Source organism: Mucilaginibacter sp. P4_E8, from assembly GCF_056401495.1.
Genome location: NZ_JBFUJG010000031.1, coordinates 1 through 18,543 on the forward strand (window position 1 = coordinate 1; position 18,543 = coordinate 18,543).

The following is an 18,543-nucleotide window of genomic DNA, read 5'->3' on the forward strand; positions in this document are numbered from 1 at the left end:
CTTTAATGCTGTGTATTAATATGTGAATTAAATGAACGGCATATTTTGCGGAATAGTGTTTGTATTACTTCTGTAACGCAGTAGTAATTTAAAGTTAAAAATAGTCTTTATATTTCTTTAATATCTGAAGAAAAGTATACAATTAGGTCACCATTTATTGCACACATAATTAGTTTAAAAAATCAAATGTGTATAAAGTTGGGCAGTAATGTGTGAAATTATGTGAAGCAAGCAGGCTTAAGCAAAGTGTGCTTAAACAGGTTGTGGAATAATATGGAATGGCTATGGTTTTAAACTACGACGAGTATACCTATCGTGACTACATGGCATACGATTTGAGGCAATAGTGATCTCTCTTAGGCTAATTAGAGATATTTGGGTATAAGAAAACCAATGTTTTATATACAGGATGCAAAGTTGGTGATCTCACGAAATTGAAGGCGAAGGGCACCCGTCGGTAACAATCTTAATTTGGTAACAACGGATATCAAAAATCTGTAAATTCATTGAATTATTTATGAAAATCAAAGCGTACGGAATTAAACAGAAAGGTGGCAAAGCGGAGCCATTTTACTATGAAAGAAATGTTGGTGACAACGAGGTAAGCGTAAAAGTTCTTTATTGCGCCATTGCACGGGGGGACATCCAATTCATAAGTGATGATTGGGGCGATACAAAATTTCCGCTTGTTCCGGGACACGAAATTTTAGGAATTGTTGAAGAAATTGGTTCCAGTGTAACTACACTAAGTGTGGGCGATCAGGTTGGTGTCGGTTATCAGCAAGCGGCCTGTTTCGAATGTGAGTTTTGTAAAGCGGGTAACGAACAATTTTGCACTCAGCAAAAAGTAATTGGTGTGCATTGTTATGGTGGTTTAGCCGAGCATATTGTTGTTGATCACAGATTTGCCTTTAAACTTCCACCGGCATTACACCCGGCAAAGTCCGTTCCTTTGTTATCATCCGGCCTTACCGTTTATTCAGCAATTATGCATGCACAATTGTTGCCCAACTCCGTTGTTGGCGTATCGGGAGCCGGTGGCCTTGGCCAACTGGCAATTCAGTTTTTAAATAAAATGGGGCACCAGGCTTATGCATTTTCTCATTCTCCGGAAAAAAAAGAGATGATTAACCAGTTGGGTGCCGAATTTATACGCAGCTCCACACCTGATGACCTATCGGCGCTAAATCAGAAATTTGATTTTATTATTTCTACCTTAAATGTAGCATATGATCTGGACGCCTTTTTGAAAATGCTTAAACCACAGGGGAAATTTTGCGTAGTGGCTTCGCCTTTGCAAAAGCAACCTATTAGCATCGGCTTGCTGTATGATTACGCGCAAAGAAGTATTTATGGAAATTATGTGGGTAGCCGCAAGCATATGGTGGATATGCTTGATTTCGCGGCAAAGCATCATATCGGGAGCGCGGTTGACGTTATGCCATTCTCTGAAATGAATAAAGCGATAGAAAAGGTAAGAACAGGAGAAATCAACATCCGGTTAGTATTGGAAAACCAAGAATAAAATGAATTCACAGGAAAAAGTATTATACTGTTACAACCAGGTAGCCGACGACTATGCGGCTGAGCGTTGGGACGAAATCTCCAAAACACATTTTGACCGATGGTTATTGAAGGAATTTGCAGCTGTCAATAAAGACAAAGGGCCATGTGCCGACTTTGGCTGCGGGCCCGGACAAACAACAAGATTTCTGTACGATAATGGCATAAAAGACATCACCGGCATTGATCTGTCGCCGGCGATGATTAGTGCTGCCCGCCGACTTTCCCCTGAAATTAAATTTGAAACCGGGGACTTGTTGAATATTGCTTATTCGCCGGGGCATTTTGAAAGTGCACTTGCATTCTATTCGATAGTACATTTTACTAATGACCAAATCAGGAAGTGTTTTGGAGAAATAAACAGGGTTCTGAAAACCGGGGGAGATTTTTTATTTTCCTTTCATGCGGGGGATGAAATAGTTCATTTTGACAAAGCTCATGAGAAAGAAGTGGATATTGATTTATACTTTTTTAAAACAGATGACATCATAGCGTTACTTTATGAAACAGGTTTTAATATAATTGAGGCCATAGAAAGGCGTCCGTATGAAGATGCGAAATTCCCAAGCAGGCGAGCCTATATCTGGGCTGGGAAAAAGTAAGGGACGTGAGTCAAAATTTGTTTTATCAATACTTCATAATTTGTTTGACGCGACTCACATGTACAGTCGCCAGCCGGCTTTTTGCTTTTATTGATATAGCAAAAACACCCACCAAAAATGTTGAAAACTTTTTGGTGGTAAAAAGTGGTAGAAAGTGGTAAAAGTAATTTACTTTTACCTATTAAATTATGCCATAGTCTGAAAATGTCTCATTTAACCGGTGAATTTGAATGTAAACTGGATCCTAAATCAAGGATGATGATACCTGCTGGGCTCAAAAAAAAGCTTCCTGAAGCTGAAAGTGAGGGGCTTGTGATCAATCGTGGATTCAAAAATTACCTGGTTATTTATACTAAAAAGGAATGGGACAAAAGACTTGATGAACTAAGCAAACTTAACGAATACGAACAAGATAACATAGATTTTATAAGGTATTTTACCCGCGGGGCCACTGAACTTTCGCTTGATGCGGCCGGCAGGGTGTTGTTGCCAAAGTTTTTGCTGGAGTATGCGGGCATAAAATCTGATGTGGTGCTGGCTTGCCAGTTAAATAAAATTGAAGTTTGGGATGCGGCCGCGCACAAGGCTGCGTTTGATAATGAACCAGAAAACTTTAGCGCTTTGGCGCAAAGGGTAATGGGTAACAAAACAAGGAGGGAAGATGAGTGAGTATCATACACCGGTAATGCTGCAGGAATGCATGGAAGGCCTTGACATTAAAAAGGACGGCACTTATGTGGACGTAACTTTTGGTGGTGGCGGCCATTCGCGCGAGATATTGAAACGTTTGGGTGAGGGCGGAACCCTACTGGCCTTTGATCAGGATGCCGATGCGCAGCAAAATTTAATTGATGATGAGCGTTTTGTTTTTGTAGATCAGAACTTCAGGTACCTCAAAAATTTTAGTCGCTTGCATGGCGCTATTCCGGCTGACGGCATTCTGGCCGATCTGGGTGTTTCATCATACCAGTTTGACCAGGCCGAGCGTGGGTTCTCCATCCGGTTTGATGCCGAGCTGGATATGAGGATGAACCAGTTGGGCGAGCTTACGGCTAAGGATGTGGTAAATAATTATACCGCTGCGGAACTGCACCGCATTTTTGGTGTTTACGGCGAGATACAAAACGCCAAATCGCTGGCCGAAACTATTGTTACCGCGCGTTTAAATGCGCCGATAGTGACCATCGCCGATCTGAAAAATGCGATAAGTAACCGGATACCACGGGGTAAGGAAAATAAATACCTGGCACAAGTTTTCCAGGCTTTGCGCATTGAGGTTAACCAGGAGCTGGAAGCCTTAAAGGAATTTTTGATCCAGTCGGCCGAGGTATTGGCTGTTGGTGGCAGGTTGGTGGTGATGTCATACCATTCGCTGGAAGACAGGCTGGTGAAGAATTTTATAGCCAAGGGTAAGTTCAGCGGCGAGGTGGAGAAAGATTTGTATGGCAATGATAATAAACCGTTTGCTGCAGTAAGCCGCGGAGCTATAACAGCATCGGAAGACGAAATAAAGAATAATAACAGAGCACGGAGCGCTAAATTAAGGATAGCTGTAAAAAAATGACCAATCGTTTGCGTACAGAAATTCAGGAGGATGAAGCGGAAGAAAATCTTATCGTTGAGGAAAAACCTGCAAAGGAAATCTCGGATAATTTTTTTACACAGCTTTTTTCAAAGGGCATTCTCAGTACTGAAAAGGCCACCAGCGCATTGCCGTTTGTAATGTATGTGGCCCTATTGGGCATGATATACATTGGCAACATGCACCTGGCCGAAAAAACGATACGTGACATTGATAATATAACTAAAGAAGTAAAAGAACGCGGCTGGGATTATAAAACCGCCAAAGCCGAAATGGCTTTTAAGAGTACATTAACAGAGGTGGCCAAACGTGCCGATACCCTTGGGGTAAGGCAATCAGTGGAGCCGCCGCAAAAGATAACAGTAAAGGAGGAAGATCAGGATGGGAATTAGAACCAACATTCTGCTGCGGGTGTATATCGCTTTCGGGTTGATATTGTTATTTGCGTTTGCTGTAGTGGTGCAGTTGTGCCGGGTACAGTTTGTACAGGGCAAAAAATGGAAAGCCATGGCAGTAAGCATGTCGGCACAATACCGGGATGTGGAAGCGGCAAGGGGCAATATTTTTTCTGTAGATGGCAGCCTGCTGGCTACATCAGTACCTGAGTACGAGCTGCATATGGATATGCTGGCAGGTGGCATTGCCGATGACAGCGTTTTTAATGATAATGTTGATGTACTGGCTGCAAACTTGTCAAAAATGTATGGCGACAGATCAACCCGGGAATACTCCAGGATCCTGCGCGATGCACGTAAGGAAGGTTCGCGGTACCAACTCCTGCGACGCAGGGTAAGCTACCAGGAATTAAAGAAGATTCGTGAGTTCCCGATATTCAAAAAAAGAAAAACCAAAAACTGTTTAATAGTACTGCAGCAAAATAAGCGCATACTGCCTTTTCATTCATTAGCGGCCCGTACCATTGGTTATAAAAACCAGAATGTTAAAAATGCGGTAGGCCTTGAAGGGGCCTATTCGTCATATATCAACGGAGAGAATGGCAGGCGTTTAATGCAACGCATCCCCGGTGGCACCTGGATGCCGGTTAATAATGATGAGGATGAGATAGCCGCAAAGGATGGGGCCGATATCATATCAACCATCAATGTGAACTTTCAGGATGTGGCACAGGATGCTTTGAAAAAACAACTGGTAAAAAGCGAGGCCGACCATGGTTGCGTAGTGTTGATGGAAGTGGCTACCGGCGAGGTTAGGGCTATTGCCAACTTTACCCGTTCAAAGGATGGTGATTACCAGGAAAAAATGAACTACGCTATCAGTAACGCTATTGACCCGGGTTCAACCTTTAAACTGGCATCGTACATGACTTTACTTGATCAGCATAAAATTGATACCAGTACCATAATAAATGCCGAAGGTGGTAAATATAAATTCCCAAAAGGGCCAACTATTACCGATACGGAACATGATAATTATGAAATGAGCGTTAAACGCGCTTTCGAAGAATCATCAAACGTTGCGGCGGCTAAGTTGGTTACAAAATACTATAGCGGTAATCCATGGGAGTATATCAACAAGCTTTACAGTTATCATTTAAATGAAAAACTGGGCTTGCAAATTCCAGGCGAAGGCAGACCGGTCATCAAAAATCCGTCAAACCGCAGTTGGAACAAGAATTATACCCTGCCCGAAATGGCTTATGGTTATGAAATGAACTTAACGCCGCTGCAAATGCTGGCCTTCTATAATTCGGTAGCCAACAACGGTAAATTGATTGCCCCCATATTTGTGCGCGAGATACGTCGCCTGGGTAACCCTATTGAGCAGTTCCAGGCGCGGGTTATTAATGAACAGGTATGTTCTGATGTTACACTGGGGAAGATAAAGGGTATGCTGGAAGGCGTAGTACTTAATGGTACCGGTAAAAATGTGATCAAAAACAAGTTGTATAGCGTAGCGGGTAAAACCGGTACAGCCCAGGTTGCCGACGGAAGAAAAGGCTATACTGCCAATAAAATATATCAGGCTTCATTCTGCGGTTACTTCCCGGCAGATCATCCTAAATATTCCATGATCGTGGTGATTAATCATCCAACCAAAGGCGATTACCTGGCGGCAAAAGTTGCTGGTCCGGTTTTCAGGGAAGTAGCCGACAGGGTTTATGCCAATGATATGGAGATAAACCAAAACCCGGCTACGCACCTGGTGGGCAATACAAGCATGCCAAAAGTAAAACAGGGCAATTTAAAAGCATTAAAACAGGTTTATACCAAACTGGGTGTAAAACCACTTTACGCATCGGCCAATGCACAAGGCAATGGGGTTGATACCAGCAACGGTATCCCTTTTGAAGAAGTAAGATATAAGAACGGCGCCGTTCCGGCAGTAACCGGAATGGGCCTTAGTGATGCCTTGTATGTATTGGGCAATGCGGGTTATAAAGTAACGGTACGCGGCAGCGGCGTAGTAACCACACAATCGGTTACTGGCGGCAGCTTAATACCAAAGGGTTCACGCATAACAATTGAACTGGAATGAAGTATTTAAGTGATATATTGGATGGACTGGCCTTCACTGAATTACAGGGAAGTGCCGATGTGGAAATTACTTCTGTAACATTTGATTCGCGGCAGGTAATTGCCGGGTCATTGTTTGTTGCTGTGAAAGGCACCCTGGTTGATGGCCATGATTATATTGAGCAGGCCATTAAGAAAGGCGCCATTGCTATTATTTGCGAAGAGTTGCCCGCACGCACAGCCGCCGAGGTTGATTTCTTAATGGTTGCCGACTCCGGTAAAGCGCTAAGCATTGTTGCCGCTAATTTTTATGATAACCCATCGGCACAGTTAAAATTGGTAGGGGTAACAGGTACCAATGGCAAAACCACGGTAGCTACTTTACTTTACCAGCTGTTTCGCGATCTGGGTTATAAATGCGGCTTACTGTCGACTGTTGAAAATCAGATTAACGGCCAGGTGATCCCATCAACCCATACCACGCCCGATTCGATTGAGCTTAACCGCCTGCTTGATGATATGGTGGCACAGGGCTGTGACTACTGCTTTATGGAGGTAAGCTCACATGCGATTGCACAGCACCGTATTGCCAACCTGAATTTTTCGGGTGGTATATTCACTAACCTTACGCATGATCATTTAGATTATCATAAAACATTTGATAGTTACCTGAAAGCCAAAAAGGCGTTTTTTGATGGCTTGCCCAAAAATGCCTTCGCGCTTACCAATGGCGATGACAAGAACGGTAATGTAATGTTGCAAAATACACAGGCTCATAAAAAGTCATACGGACTTAAAACCATGGCCGACTATAAGGCCCGCATCCTTGAAAACCAATTCGGCGGCCTGTTGCTGCAAATTGATAGCGAAGAGGTATGGTTTAAAATGGTAGGCACCTTTAACGCTTATAATTTACTGGCCGTTTATGCTACCGCCATGCTGCTTGATCAGGATAAGGCAAAAGTATTAACCAGCCTGAGCAAGTTAACCGGAGCCGAAGGTCGTTTTGAATATATAGTAGCGCCAAACAAGGTGATAGGTATAGTTGATTATGCCCACACACCTGATGCGGTGCAAAATGTATTAAGCACTATTCATGACATACGTAAGGGTAACGAAAAGGTGATAACCGTAATTGGCTGCGGCGGCGACAGGGATAAAACCAAACGCCCTGTAATGGCACGCGTAGCCAGCGAGTGGAGCGATAAGGTAATACTTACGTCTGATAACCCGCGCTCGGAAGATCCCGCCCAGATCATAAAAGATATGGAGGTGGGTATTGACCCCGCCTTTAAACGGCATGCTGTAAGTATTGTGGACAGACGTGAAGGTATTAAAACAGCCTGTATGCTTGCTCAGCCCGGCGATATTATATTAATAGCCGGTAAAGGTCACGAAAAATACCAGGAAATAAACGGAGTGAGAAATCACTTTGATGATATGGAAGAGTTAGAGAACCAATTTAAAGAAATGAATTAGTTGTCTGAATCAGAATTTACAGAACTAAAGAATCACCAGAATCATGGAAATCTTTTAATCGGGCAAATTAAGGTTCAAACAAAATATCAACCAATTAATATAAATAAAAAATTAAAACATAAACCCGCAAATCTGCACATCTAAAATCTGCACATCTGGAATCTGCACATTTGAAATTTGCACATCTGCACATCAATCAAAAGATGTTATACTATTTATTTACATATCTAAATAAAAATTACAGTATTCCGGGGTCGGGGGTATTTCAGTATATCACTTTCCGTACGGCTTTGGCTGTAATAACATCGCTGGTTATCACCACGGTTTATGGTCGCCGGTTAATTGATTACCTGCGTTTTAAACAAGTTGGCGAAACGGTAAGGAATTTGGGCCTGGAAGGGCAAATGCAAAAATCAGGTACACCTACAATGGGGGGTATCATCATTTTACTAGGTATACTGGTACCTACGCTACTGTTTGCCAAGCTAAGCAATGTGTACATTATCCTGATGCTGATCACCACTATATGGTTGGGTGCTATTGGCTTTTTAGATGATTATATCAAAGTATTCAGAAAAAATAAAGAAGGATTAGCGGGCAAGTTCAAGATCATAGGCCAGGTAGGGCTTTCGCTCATTATTGGGTGGACCATGTATTTCAATACCGATATCGTGATCAGACAGGAAGTAAAGTTGCCGGTTAAAATTGATGCACCTGTGGAGTTTCACATGAAAAGGAATATTCCGGTTTACACCCAGGATGTGCATTCAACAAAAACCACTATGCCTTTTTATAAAAATAACGAGTTTGATTATGCCAAGGTGCTTAAATTTTTAGGTACAGGATATGAGCAATATGCATTAGTAGTATTTCTGTTTTTTGCTATCGTGATCATCACCTTTATTTCAAACGGAGCTAATATTACCGACGGTATTGATGGACTGGCTACAGGTACATCAGCAATTATAGGTATCACACTGGCCATACTGGCTTATGTATCGGGTAACATTGCCATGGCCGATTACCTGAACATCATGTTTATACCAAACTCAGGCGAGCTGGTGGTTTTTGCGGGAGCATTTGTAGGGGCCTGTGTGGGTTTTTTATGGTACAATTCCTATCCGGCCCAGGTATTTATGGGCGATACAGGAAGTTTGGCCATAGGCGGTATCATAGCGGTTTTTGCCATTATGATACGTAAAGAATTATTGCTGCCGGTATTATGCGGTGTGTTTTTGATAGAAAATATATCGGTTATAATGCAGGTAGGCTGGTTTAAATACACCAAGAAACGCTCGGGCGAAGGCCGGAGGATATTTTTAATGGCGCCATTGCATCACCATTACCAAAAAAAAGGTTTCCACGAGGCAAAAATCGTAACCCGCTTTTGGATCATCGGGATTTTGCTGGCTATTATAACGATAATAACATTGAAGCTGAGATAAAGCCCCCCGACCCCCTAAAGGGGGAGGGAAAGAAGCAGGAGATTAGAATCAAGATAAAAGAATAAGGACAATAAAGGAATGAACGAGAATAAAAACATACCCAATCAAAAGCACCCCCTTCAGGGGGCGGGGGGGGCTATTGTTGTGCTTGGCGCCGGCGAAAGCGGTGTGGGTGCGGCATACCTTGCCCAACAGCAGGGGTATGATGTTTTTGTTTCGGATTTTGGGGCTATTGCGGGCAACTATAAAAAACAACTGCAGGACTGGAATATCCGCTTTGAGGAAAATCAACATACCGAAGCCGAAATATTAAGCGCGGTTGAAGTGATTAAAAGTCCGGGGATCCCTGAAAAGGCCCCCGTTATAAAAAAATTAAAAGAAAAAGGTGTTCCTGTTATATCCGAAATTGAATTTGCAGGCAGGTATTGCAATGCCAAAATTATAGGTATAACCGGTTCAAACGGTAAAACCACTACCACGAGTTTAACTTACCACATTCTTAAAAATGCGGGTTTAAATGTGGGTTTGGCTGGTAACATTGGAAAAAGCTTTGCCTACCAGGTAGCCACCGAAAAATTTGAATATTATGTGTTGGAGCTAAGCAGCTTTATGTTGGATGACATGTACCGGTTTAAGGTAGACATTGCTGTTTTGCTTAATATTACGCCTGACCATTTAGACAGGTACGATTACAAGCTGGAAAACTACGCGGCATCAAAATTCCGCGTTACGCAAAATCAAACAGCGGCCAATTATTTTATTTATTGTGCCGATGACTCGGAAACCATAAAAGGTATGACCGGGCGCAGTTTTGAAGCGCAGCAATTACCATTTTCAATAGAAAAAAAGATTGAACCGGGAGCATATCTCAAAAACGACAATATTGTCATAAACATACAACAAGAACATTTTCAAATGTCAATTAAAGAACTGGCCCTGCAGGGTAAGCACAACATTTACAACTCCATGGCATCAGGTATTGTAGCAAAGGTGCTCGAATTGCGCAACGAATCGATGAGGGAGAGCATGGGTAACTTTAAAAACATCGAGCACAGGCTGGAGTCGGTTGGTAAAATATCAGGCATTAGTTTCATTAATGATTCAAAAGCCACCAATGTTAACTCAACCTGGTACGCTTTAGAGAGCATGACCACTGATGTGGTACTGATCCTGGGCGGTGTTGATAAAGGCAATGATTATGGTATGCTTAAAGAATTGGTAAAGCAAAAGGTTAAAGCTATTGTTTGTTTGGGAAAGGACAATAAACGGATCCATGATGCCTTTGAAGATGATGTGGAAGTGATTGTCAATACAGGATCGGCACAGGAAGCAGCGCAGGTGGCATTTCACCTGGCCACAAAAGGCGATACTGTATTGTTATCTCCCGCTTGTGCAAGTTTTGATCTGTTTAAAAACTATGAAGACCGCGGCAACCAATTTAAAGCAGCGGTAAGGGAATTGTAATTTGAAAATGAATGTGCAGATGATGAAAAAGTAAAATTAGATTATAGAATAGATTATTAACGAACATAAAATTAAAAGTCTCACCCTTTAGGGGGAGATTTAGAGGGGGCTAAATGCATAGGATACTCAGTAATACAAAAGGCGACCGCTGGATATGGCTTATAGTCATATTGCTTTCTGTTATATCCCTATTGGCTGTATACAGTTCAACAGGTACGCTGGCCTATAAAAGAGGGGTTGGGGTCGAGTCGATCCTGATGAAACACCTGGCTATGGTTGTTGGGGGCATTGCGCTCATGTATATTTCGCATAAGCTCGATTACCGTTATTATGCGGGTATTTCAAAGATCATGATGATAGTTACCATACCATTGTTGTTATATACATTGATATTTGGTAGCCACATCAACAATGCCAGCCGGTGGATCAATATCCCAGTAATAGGCCTCAGTTTTCAAACATCGGATCTGGCTAAGCTGGCGCTGATCACTTACCTGGCACGTACATTATCCCGCAAGCAGGAAAATATAAAGGATGTAAAAGAATCCTTTTTGCCTATCATGGGTTCTGTTTGCCTGGTGTTTATTTTGATAGCCCTGGCCAACCTTTCAACAGCTTTGATGCTATTTGGGGTAAGCATTTTGCTACTCATTATTGGGCGTATCAGCATTAAGCAAATTGCCGTGGTTTGCGGGGCCGGATTGATATTGTTAATGGGCGTTATCTTTTTAGGGCCGCGCAGGCACACCTATGTTTCGCGGGTTAATGTGTTTTTACACCCCGAGTTGGCCAAGGCTGATAAGTCATTCCAGTCTGACCATGCTAAGATAGCCATTGCCAGTGGCGGTTTGTTTGGCAAAGGCCCTGGTAACAGTACCGAAAGAAATTACCTGCCTGAGTCATACTCCGACGAGATATACGCCATTATCATTGAGGAGTATGGATTGGCAGGAGGCTTTGCCTTAATAGGCATTTACCTGTTTTTACTATACAGGTGTATAAAAATTGTGACGAAGGCCCCAAAGGCTTTCGGGGCATTACTGGCCTGCGGTTTAAGTTTTAGCTTAACCATACAGGCTTTTGCAAATATGGCCGTGGCGGTAGGTTTAGGCCCGGTAACAGGGGTGCCGCTGCCATTTGTAAGCATGGGGGGCACATCAATTTTATTTACAAGTGTGGCGTTTGGCATCATATTATCGGTAAGCCGTGATATTGAAGAACCCAGGAAAGTGGTAGTAGGAGAGATCAGGACGGCGTAATAGCCCCCTAACCCCCTGAAGGGGGAACTATAGTGTATATAGAAACAAGGAATTAAAACAATGAAAAAAGAAAGCAATAATGTGAGTGACGCCAATCAAAAACGCCCCCTTCAGGGGGCTGGGGGGCCGAAGCGCATTATCATAAGCGGTGGCGGAACAGGAGGACATATCTTCCCGGCCATTGCTATTGCCAATGCTTTAAAAAATATTGATCCGGCTATTGAGATATTGTTTGTTGGCGCCAATGGACGGATGGAGATGGAGAAAGTCCCGGCAGCCGGATATAAGATCATAGGTTTGGATATTCAGGGTATACAACGTAATTCTATCTGGAAAAACGTAATGTTCCCGGTTAAGCTGGTAAACAGTGTTCGCAGGGCGCTTAAAATTATTAAAGATTTTAAACCCGATGCCGCAGTGGGTGTGGGTGGTTATGCCTCCGGGCCGCTGTTGTACGCTGCATCGTTAAAAAATATACCTTACCTCATACAGGAGCAAAACTCTTATGCGGGTATCACCAATAAATGGCTGGGTAAAAACGCCAAAAAAATATGTGTGGCTTTTGATGGTATGGAAAAGTTTTTTCCTGCCGGTAAGATCATCAAAACTGGTAACCCCATCCGTAAGGACGCGGTGAATGTTGCAGGTAAGCACATGCAGGCACTTGAATTGTTCAAGTTATCGGCATTTAAGAAAACCATACTGATAACCGGGGGTAGCCTGGGTGCACGCACATTAAACAACAGTATAGCAGCAGGATTAGATAAGCTGATAGCTGCCGATGTGCAGGTAATCTGGCAAACCGGCAAGTTTTACTATAAGCAGATCATTGAAAAACTGGGTGAGAATCATCATCCGGATGTGAAAATAAGGGAGTTTTTAACCCGTATGGATCTGGCTTATGCCGCTGCCGATATCATTATATCAAGAGCCGGTGCGGGTACCATTGCCGAGCTGTGCATGGTTAAAAAACCGGTGATCCTGGTGCCGTCGCCAAATGTGGCTGAAGATCACCAGACCAAGAACGCACTGGCGCTGGTGCAAGAGGATGCGGCAATATTTTTGGCCGACAGGAATGCCGAAACAAAACTGGTTGACCGGGCAATTGAACTTTTAGACGACAGAGATCTGCAAAAGAAACTGGGTACTAATATTGGTAAAATGGCTATGCCCAATGCCGATGAGGTTATTGCCCGTGAATTATTAAAGCTAACAATAAACAACAATTAAAATTATGGTCCTCCTTCTCCCCAAAAGGGGAGGGCCTTTTTTAAAACAAAAGAAATGGAACTACGCAACATACAAAGGGTTTACCTGATAGGTATAGGCGGCATCGGGATGAGCGGCCTTGCCCGATATTTCCATCATTTGGGTTGTATTGTTTGCGGTTATGATAAAACCTCGACCGATCTGACCAACGACCTGCATAACGAAGGTATACAAATTGTTTTTGACGACAAGGCAGAGTGGATCCCTATGAGCTTTCAACAGCCTTGCGACGATACACTTATTATTTATACACCGGCCGTACCCAAAGATTCGGTTATATTGAATTATTTTAAAAATAAGGGTTTTGAGCTGTTTAAACGCTCGCAGGTTTTAGGGTTGATCAGTAAAAGCTCCTTTACCATAGCCGTTGCCGGTACACATGGTAAAACTACCACCTCAACCATGGTGGCGCATTTGCTGAAAGATTCTGGCAATGATTGCTCCGCGTTTTTGGGTGGCATATCATCTAATTACCAAAGCAATGTGCTGTACGGCAAAAGTAATGTAATGGTGGTTGAAGCCGATGAGTATGACCGTTCGTTCCTGACCCTGTACCCTGATGTGGCCATCATCACTTCGATGGATGCCGACCACCTTGATATTTATGGCGATCATGCACACTTAACTGAATCATTTAAACTGTTTGCTTCGCAGATAAAAACCGGTGGTACACTGGTTCATAAAAATGGCTTGCCGCTTGATACCGGCTATACTTACGCCATTGATGATACCCATGCCGATGCCCATGCCGCAAACGTACGTATAGCAGATGGCGACTTTTATTTTGATTTTGTAAATGCCGATGTAACTATCCCCAACATAAAAATGGGTATTGCAGGCACACACAATGTAGAGAACGCTGTGGCTGCTATCGAGGCGGTTTTAAGGCTTAATGTGAGTACCGATGCTATTAAAAGCGCGCTGGGATCTTTCAGAGGGGTTAAGCGCAGGTTTGAGTACATAGTAAAAACACCGCAGCATATTTATATTGATGATTATGCCCATCACCCTGAGGAATTAAGGGCTTGCATATCATCCATAAAAAGACTGTACCCTGATAAAAAGCTGACCACCATTTTTCAGCCGCATTTGTACACCCGCACCCGCGACTTTGCCGATGGCTTTGCCGAAGTGCTTGACATGGTTGATGAGCTTATCCTGCTGGATATTTATCCGGCGCGTGAGTTGCCTATTGAAGGCGTAACGTCAGACATGCTATTAAACAGAATGCAGCTGCAAAACAAGCGGAAGTTGAGCAAACAGGAAGCACTGTATGCGGTGGCACATGAAAAACCCGAATTGCTGCTTACTGTAGGAGCGGGCGATATTGACACATTGGTTCACCCTTTAAAGGAGATATTAAATCATGAATAAGAAACTCATTTGGAAGCGCCTGCTTGTTGGCTTTGCCTGGGTAATTTGCCTGGGTGGCCTCATAGCGCTCATGAGTTTCATCGAAATTAAAAAAGCCGCGGTTATTTGTACGGCTGTAAAAGTTAATATACCGGGCAGCCAGTATTTTATTGACAAGGAAGAGGTTGACCAGATATTGCAAACCAGCAGCCATACCCTGATAGGCCGCAAACTGGAGAAAATTAATATCCAGGAACTGGAAAATAAATTAAGAGCAAACCCATTTATTGAGTTTGCTAAGGTTTATACCGAAATGAACGGCGTTTTAAGGGTTGAAATAAGCCAGCGCCAGCCTATACTGCGTATCATGAACCATTATGATATGGATTTTTATGTTGACCAGCATGGCTTAAAAATTCCTTTGTCGCCAAACTTTACCGCAAGGGTATTGGTGGCTAACGGATTTATTGATGAACTGTTCACTAACCATGTCGACTCGTTGCATACTAAACTGGCCAAAGACCTGTTCTTTACGGCCGATTTTATACGTAAGGACTCATTATGGGATGCGCAGATAGCACAACTGTATGTAAATAAAGACCGTGAAATTGAGCTGATACCACGTGTGGGCAACCAAAGGATACTGATAGGTAATGCCGATTCGCTACAGGTAAAATTTACCAACCTGCTGGCATTTTATAAAGAGGTGCTGCCACGGGTGGGCTGGGATAAATACAGCATGATCAATGTTAAATACTCCGGCCAGGTGGTTGGTATTAAAAATGAAAATATGAAGGCAGATTCGATCAGGGCAAGTAAAGCTGCAAGCCTTAAACCCGACTCTGCTAAAATGAAAAAGGACACATCTCAAATTAATTAGGAATATGGACAAAAGCTCAACACAAGAAAAAAGTTCGCCAATTGTAGTAGGATTGGATATCGGGACTACTAAAATATGCGCCATTGTTGGTCGCAGGAGCAAGAATGGGAAGATTGAGGTATTAGGAATTGGCAAGGCCGAATCTGCGGGTGTTACCCGTGGTATGGTATCAAATATTGATAAAACAGTGCAGGGTATAACCCAGGCGGTTGATGTGGCCGGCGCACAATCAAATGTAGATATAAAGGTAGTGTTTGTGGGTATCGCGGGGCAGCACATTAAAAGCCTGCAGCACCGCGGTTTAATAACCCGTCGCGATCTGCAATCAGAAATTGGCCGTAAGGACATTGATAAACTGATTGAGGATATGTATAACCTGGTGATGCCTCCGGGCGAAGAGATTATCCATGTGCTGCCGCAGGAGTTTACGGTTGATAACGAGCCGGGTATTAAAGACCCTATTGGTATGGCAGGCGTAAGGCTTGAGGCCAACTTTCACATCATATCGGGCCAGGTTACGGCTATCAAAAATATTGTGAAATGTGTAAACAAAGCCAGTTTGGATAGCCAGGACCTGATACTGGAGCCACTGGCTTCGTCAGAGTCGGTGTTGAGTGAGGAAGAGAAAGAGGCGGGTGTGGTATTGGTTGATATTGGCGGTGGTACTACAGATGTGGCCATTTTCCATGAGGGTATTATACGCCATACTGCGGTGATCCCGTTTGGAGGTAACAGCGTAACCGAAGATATCCGCGAGGGCTGTTCAGTGATGCGCAACATTGCCGAGCAACTGAAGGTGCGTTTCGGATCGGCCCTGGCTGATGAGAATAAAGAGAACGAGATTGTTTGTGTACCCGGTTTACGTGGCCGTGAGCCAAAGGAGATCTCGGTAAAAAACCTGGCTTATGTAATTCAGGCCCGTATGGAAGAGATTGTAGAGCATGTGTATTATGAGATCAAATCATCGGGTTACGAGAAAAAACTGATAGCAGGTATAGTTATTACCGGTGGTGGTGCGCAGCTTAAGCACCTGCGCCAGCTGGTTGAGTTTGTTACCGGTTTGGATTGTCGCGTAGGTTACCCAACAGAGCATTTGGCTAAAAACGAAGTGCTGCCTAAAAATATTTATGAGGAGCTGCAAAGCCCAACTTTTGCTACAGGTATAGGCTTGTTGATAAAGGGTATCCAGAAAACGGAGTACATGAATGCGGCAAGCAATGCCGAAGCAAAAACAGAGAAACCCAAATACGAACCCAAAACTAAAGAAGGTGGTTTGTTTGACAGGTTGCTGAAAAAGAGTATCACATTTATTAAAGACGATATTAATGACGAGGACTTTTTGAAATAGTTTTTCACAAAAATCAACTTTTCCACATTATTGACAATTGTGGAAAACCTTTGTGGAAAAAGTCCTATTATTACGATGGTAAAATCTAAATATTGGTTGGATCACATATAGCTGAAAACGAAGATTATGCAGTTTGAGATGTTAAAAGAAAAATCGTCAATCATCAAAGTAATTGGTGTTGGCGGTGGCGGCGGTAACGCGGTAAACCATATGTACAGGTCGGGAATCACCGGTGTTGACTTTATAATTTGCAACACTGATGCCCAGGCATTGGAGCTAAGTCCTATACCTAACAAGGTACAGCTGGGCGCCAGCCTTACTGAAGGAATGGGTGCCGGTTCAATACCCGAGGTGGGCAAAAACTCAGCTATTGAAAATATCGACGATATTAAGCAAATGCTGGGTGTTAATACCAAAATGCTGTTCATTACAGCAGGCATGGGTGGTGGTACCGGTACGGGCGCCAGCCCCATCATAGCCAAAGCGGCGCGTGAAATGGATATACTAACCGTAGGTATTATAACTACGCCATTTTCATTTGAGGGTAAACGCCGTAAAATGCAGGCTGATGCCGGTTTAGAAGAATTGAAAAAATATGTCGATTCGTTCCTGGTGATATCAAATGACAGGTTACGCCAGATATTCGGGAACTTAACCATGAGCTCTGCATTTGCGCAGGCCGATGATATATTAACAACAGCAGCTAAAGGTATAGCCGAGATCATAACCTTACCTGGTTATATCAACGTTGACTTTAAGGATGTGCGCACGGTGATGAAAGACAGCGGCGTATCTATCATGGGCAGCTCAACCGCCGAAGGCGAGAACCGCGCTTTAAAGGCTGTTGAAGGTGCTTTATCATCGCCATTGTTAAAGGATAACGAAATTGAAGGTGCACGATACATCTTACTTAACATCAGCTCAGGCCTTAAAGAGGTAACCATGGATGAAGTAAGCATCATTACCGATTATATACAGGAGGAAGCCGGTTTGGCTGCCGACCTGATTTGGGGTAATTGCGTGGATGATAACCTGGGCGAGCAATTATCGGTAACTATTATAGCAACCGGTTTCCAAACCAAGGATGAGCGTGAGAAAGAGAATAACAATAAGAAGATCATATCTATGCTGGAGCCCGAGGCTAAACCTTTGGTAAAACCAGTAAATGAATTTATTAACCCGGTAAAGGCCAACGCTACTGCCGAGCCCTACATCAAACAAAAAGATGAGCCAAAACAAACCGGCTTATTTGATATGTTTGCCCGCCCCGATGAAAAAGAAGAGGTGGTAATGAGGTATAACCTGGCCGAAGAGGATGCCGAGGAGGAAAATGAACCGGATACTGCAGGTTTTACCTTTAAAATGAGCGAGCCGGAATCATACACACCTGTTAAGGAAGAAAGGATGCCTGAACCTAAGCCGCAGCCTGAACCTGAACCTGAGCCTGTGGTTGGAGCCGATGATCATAAAACAAACGAATCAATTGAGGAGCAACTTAAAAAATCGCGCGAGCGTATCATGCGCCTCAAAGACCTGAGCATGAAACTGCGTAGCGGTAACATACAGGAGCTGGAAAATGTACCGGCCTATAAACGTAAAGAAATAGCACTGCAGGAAACCCCGCAGTCTGACGAAAGTCAGATCTCGAGGTTTAGCCTGATCCCTGATAACGAAGGCAATACCGAGATTCGTAAAAACAATTCGTTTTTACACGATAACGCTGATTAGTATCAAGTAATTAGTATCAAGTATCAGGATAATTGAAAAGCCATTATAAAGAACCACAATTTTTATAATGGCTTTTGTAGTTAAGAGCATTCACAAC

General features: G+C 43.2%; 15 protein-coding genes. All 15 read left to right on the forward strand.

The window, feature by feature from the left end; all coding sequences use genetic code 11:
• The first annotated feature begins 517 nt into the window (after positions 1 to 517).
• The 15 genes from AC1DRQ_RS13865 to ftsZ all read left to right on the forward strand — a co-directional run bounded on the left by AC1DRQ_RS13865 (position 518) and on the right by ftsZ (position 18,446).
• Complete coding sequence (locus AC1DRQ_RS13865; protein WP_477425282.1) at positions 518 to 1,525, forward strand: NAD(P)-dependent alcohol dehydrogenase; 1,008 nt, start codon at positions 518 to 520, stop codon at positions 1,523 to 1,525.
• 1 nt (position 1,526) lies between these two features.
• Positions 1,527 to 2,165, forward strand: a complete 639-nt coding sequence (locus tag AC1DRQ_RS13870; RefSeq protein WP_477425284.1) for a class I SAM-dependent methyltransferase — start codon at positions 1,527 to 1,529, stop codon at positions 2,163 to 2,165.
• Between the two features lie 204 nt (positions 2,166 to 2,369).
• Positions 2,370 to 2,834 (forward strand): division/cell wall cluster transcriptional repressor MraZ, encoded by a 465-nt coding sequence (gene mraZ, locus AC1DRQ_RS13875; RefSeq protein WP_429394158.1) that lies wholly within the window; start codon positions 2,370 to 2,372, stop codon positions 2,832 to 2,834.
• Positions 2,827 to 3,729 carry a 16S rRNA (cytosine(1402)-N(4))-methyltransferase RsmH gene (rsmH, locus tag AC1DRQ_RS13880; protein WP_429394161.1) on the forward strand — a complete coding sequence of 301 codons (903 nt, stop codon included), beginning with the start codon at positions 2,827 to 2,829 and terminating at the stop codon, positions 3,727 to 3,729. The genes mraZ and rsmH overlap by 8 nt, the downstream gene beginning before the upstream one ends.
• Complete coding sequence (locus AC1DRQ_RS13885) at positions 3,726 to 4,139, forward strand: FtsL-like putative cell division protein (protein WP_429394164.1); 414 nt, start codon at positions 3,726 to 3,728, stop codon at positions 4,137 to 4,139. The genes rsmH and AC1DRQ_RS13885 overlap by 4 nt, the downstream gene beginning before the upstream one ends.
• Entirely contained in the window at positions 4,129 to 6,243 is a 2,115-nt protein-coding gene (locus AC1DRQ_RS13890) for a penicillin-binding protein (RefSeq protein WP_477425285.1), read from the forward strand. Before AC1DRQ_RS13885 ends, AC1DRQ_RS13890 begins: the two co-directional genes overlap by 11 nt.
• On the forward strand, positions 6,240 to 7,700 hold the full coding sequence (locus AC1DRQ_RS13895) for a UDP-N-acetylmuramoyl-L-alanyl-D-glutamate--2,6-diaminopimelate ligase (protein WP_477425286.1): 1,461 nt from the start codon (positions 6,240 to 6,242) through the stop codon (positions 7,698 to 7,700). The genes AC1DRQ_RS13890 and AC1DRQ_RS13895 overlap by 4 nt, the downstream gene beginning before the upstream one ends.
• 203 nt (positions 7,701 to 7,903) lie before the next feature.
• The gene (gene mraY / locus AC1DRQ_RS13900) at positions 7,904 to 9,145 is read left to right on the forward strand and encodes a phospho-N-acetylmuramoyl-pentapeptide-transferase (protein ID WP_477425288.1); all 1,242 of its coding nucleotides are present in this window, start codon (positions 7,904 to 7,906) and stop codon (positions 9,143 to 9,145) included.
• A gap of 78 nt (positions 9,146 to 9,223) precedes the next feature.
• The gene (murD, locus tag AC1DRQ_RS13905) at positions 9,224 to 10,609 is read left to right on the forward strand and encodes a UDP-N-acetylmuramoyl-L-alanine--D-glutamate ligase (protein ID WP_477425289.1); all 1,386 of its coding nucleotides are present in this window, start codon (positions 9,224 to 9,226) and stop codon (positions 10,607 to 10,609) included.
• Between the two features lie 113 nt (positions 10,610 to 10,722).
• Positions 10,723 to 11,868, forward strand: coding sequence for an FtsW/RodA/SpoVE family cell cycle protein (locus AC1DRQ_RS13910; protein ID WP_477425291.1), 1,146 nt, complete (start codon positions 10,723 to 10,725; stop codon positions 11,866 to 11,868).
• 60 nt (positions 11,869 to 11,928) lie between these two features.
• On the forward strand, positions 11,929 to 13,098 hold the full coding sequence (murG, locus tag AC1DRQ_RS13915; RefSeq protein WP_477425293.1) for an undecaprenyldiphospho-muramoylpentapeptide beta-N-acetylglucosaminyltransferase: 1,170 nt from the start codon (positions 11,929 to 11,931) through the stop codon (positions 13,096 to 13,098).
• 54 nt (positions 13,099 to 13,152) lie between these two features.
• Positions 13,153 to 14,511: a UDP-N-acetylmuramate--L-alanine ligase gene (gene murC, locus AC1DRQ_RS13920; RefSeq protein WP_477425295.1), complete on the forward strand. Its 1,359-nt coding sequence runs from the start codon at positions 13,153 to 13,155 to the stop codon at positions 14,509 to 14,511.
• Positions 14,504 to 15,370, forward strand: coding sequence for a cell division protein FtsQ/DivIB (locus AC1DRQ_RS13925; RefSeq protein ID WP_429394187.1), 867 nt, complete (start codon positions 14,504 to 14,506; stop codon positions 15,368 to 15,370). The genes murC and AC1DRQ_RS13925 overlap by 8 nt, the downstream gene beginning before the upstream one ends.
• Positions 15,371 to 15,374: 4 nt before the next feature.
• Positions 15,375 to 16,718: a cell division protein FtsA gene (gene ftsA / locus AC1DRQ_RS13930; protein ID WP_477425297.1), complete on the forward strand. Its 1,344-nt coding sequence runs from the start codon at positions 15,375 to 15,377 to the stop codon at positions 16,716 to 16,718.
• Positions 16,719 to 16,844: 126 nt separating this feature from the next.
• Positions 16,845 to 18,446, forward strand: coding sequence for a cell division protein FtsZ (ftsZ, locus tag AC1DRQ_RS13935; protein ID WP_477425299.1), 1,602 nt, complete (start codon positions 16,845 to 16,847; stop codon positions 18,444 to 18,446).
• The last annotated feature ends 97 nt before the right edge of the window (positions 18,447 to 18,543 follow it).

Coding starts and splice junctions, on each gene's coding strand:
- AC1DRQ_RS13865 (WP_477425282.1), top strand. CDS start 518: ATGAAAATCAAAGCGTACGGAATTAAACAGAAAGGTGGCAAAGCGGAG.
- AC1DRQ_RS13870 (WP_477425284.1), top strand. CDS start 1,527: ATGAATTCACAGGAAAAAGTATTATACTGTTACAACCAGGTAGCCGAC.
- mraZ (WP_429394158.1), top strand. CDS start 2,370: ATGTCTCATTTAACCGGTGAATTTGAATGTAAACTGGATCCTAAATCA.
- rsmH (WP_429394161.1), top strand. CDS start 2,827: ATGAGTGAGTATCATACACCGGTAATGCTGCAGGAATGCATGGAAGGC.
- AC1DRQ_RS13885 (WP_429394164.1), top strand. CDS start 3,726: ATGACCAATCGTTTGCGTACAGAAATTCAGGAGGATGAAGCGGAAGAA.
- AC1DRQ_RS13890 (WP_477425285.1), top strand. CDS start 4,129: ATGGGAATTAGAACCAACATTCTGCTGCGGGTGTATATCGCTTTCGGG.
- AC1DRQ_RS13895 (WP_477425286.1), top strand. CDS start 6,240: ATGAAGTATTTAAGTGATATATTGGATGGACTGGCCTTCACTGAATTA.
- mraY (WP_477425288.1), top strand. CDS start 7,904: ATGTTATACTATTTATTTACATATCTAAATAAAAATTACAGTATTCCG.
- murD (WP_477425289.1), top strand. CDS start 9,224: ATGAACGAGAATAAAAACATACCCAATCAAAAGCACCCCCTTCAGGGG.
- AC1DRQ_RS13910 (WP_477425291.1), top strand. CDS start 10,723: ATGCATAGGATACTCAGTAATACAAAAGGCGACCGCTGGATATGGCTT.
- murG (WP_477425293.1), top strand. CDS start 11,929: ATGAAAAAAGAAAGCAATAATGTGAGTGACGCCAATCAAAAACGCCCC.
- murC (WP_477425295.1), top strand. CDS start 13,153: ATGGAACTACGCAACATACAAAGGGTTTACCTGATAGGTATAGGCGGC.
- AC1DRQ_RS13925 (WP_429394187.1), top strand. CDS start 14,504: ATGAATAAGAAACTCATTTGGAAGCGCCTGCTTGTTGGCTTTGCCTGG.
- ftsA (WP_477425297.1), top strand. CDS start 15,375: ATGGACAAAAGCTCAACACAAGAAAAAAGTTCGCCAATTGTAGTAGGA.
- ftsZ (WP_477425299.1), top strand. CDS start 16,845: ATGCAGTTTGAGATGTTAAAAGAAAAATCGTCAATCATCAAAGTAATT.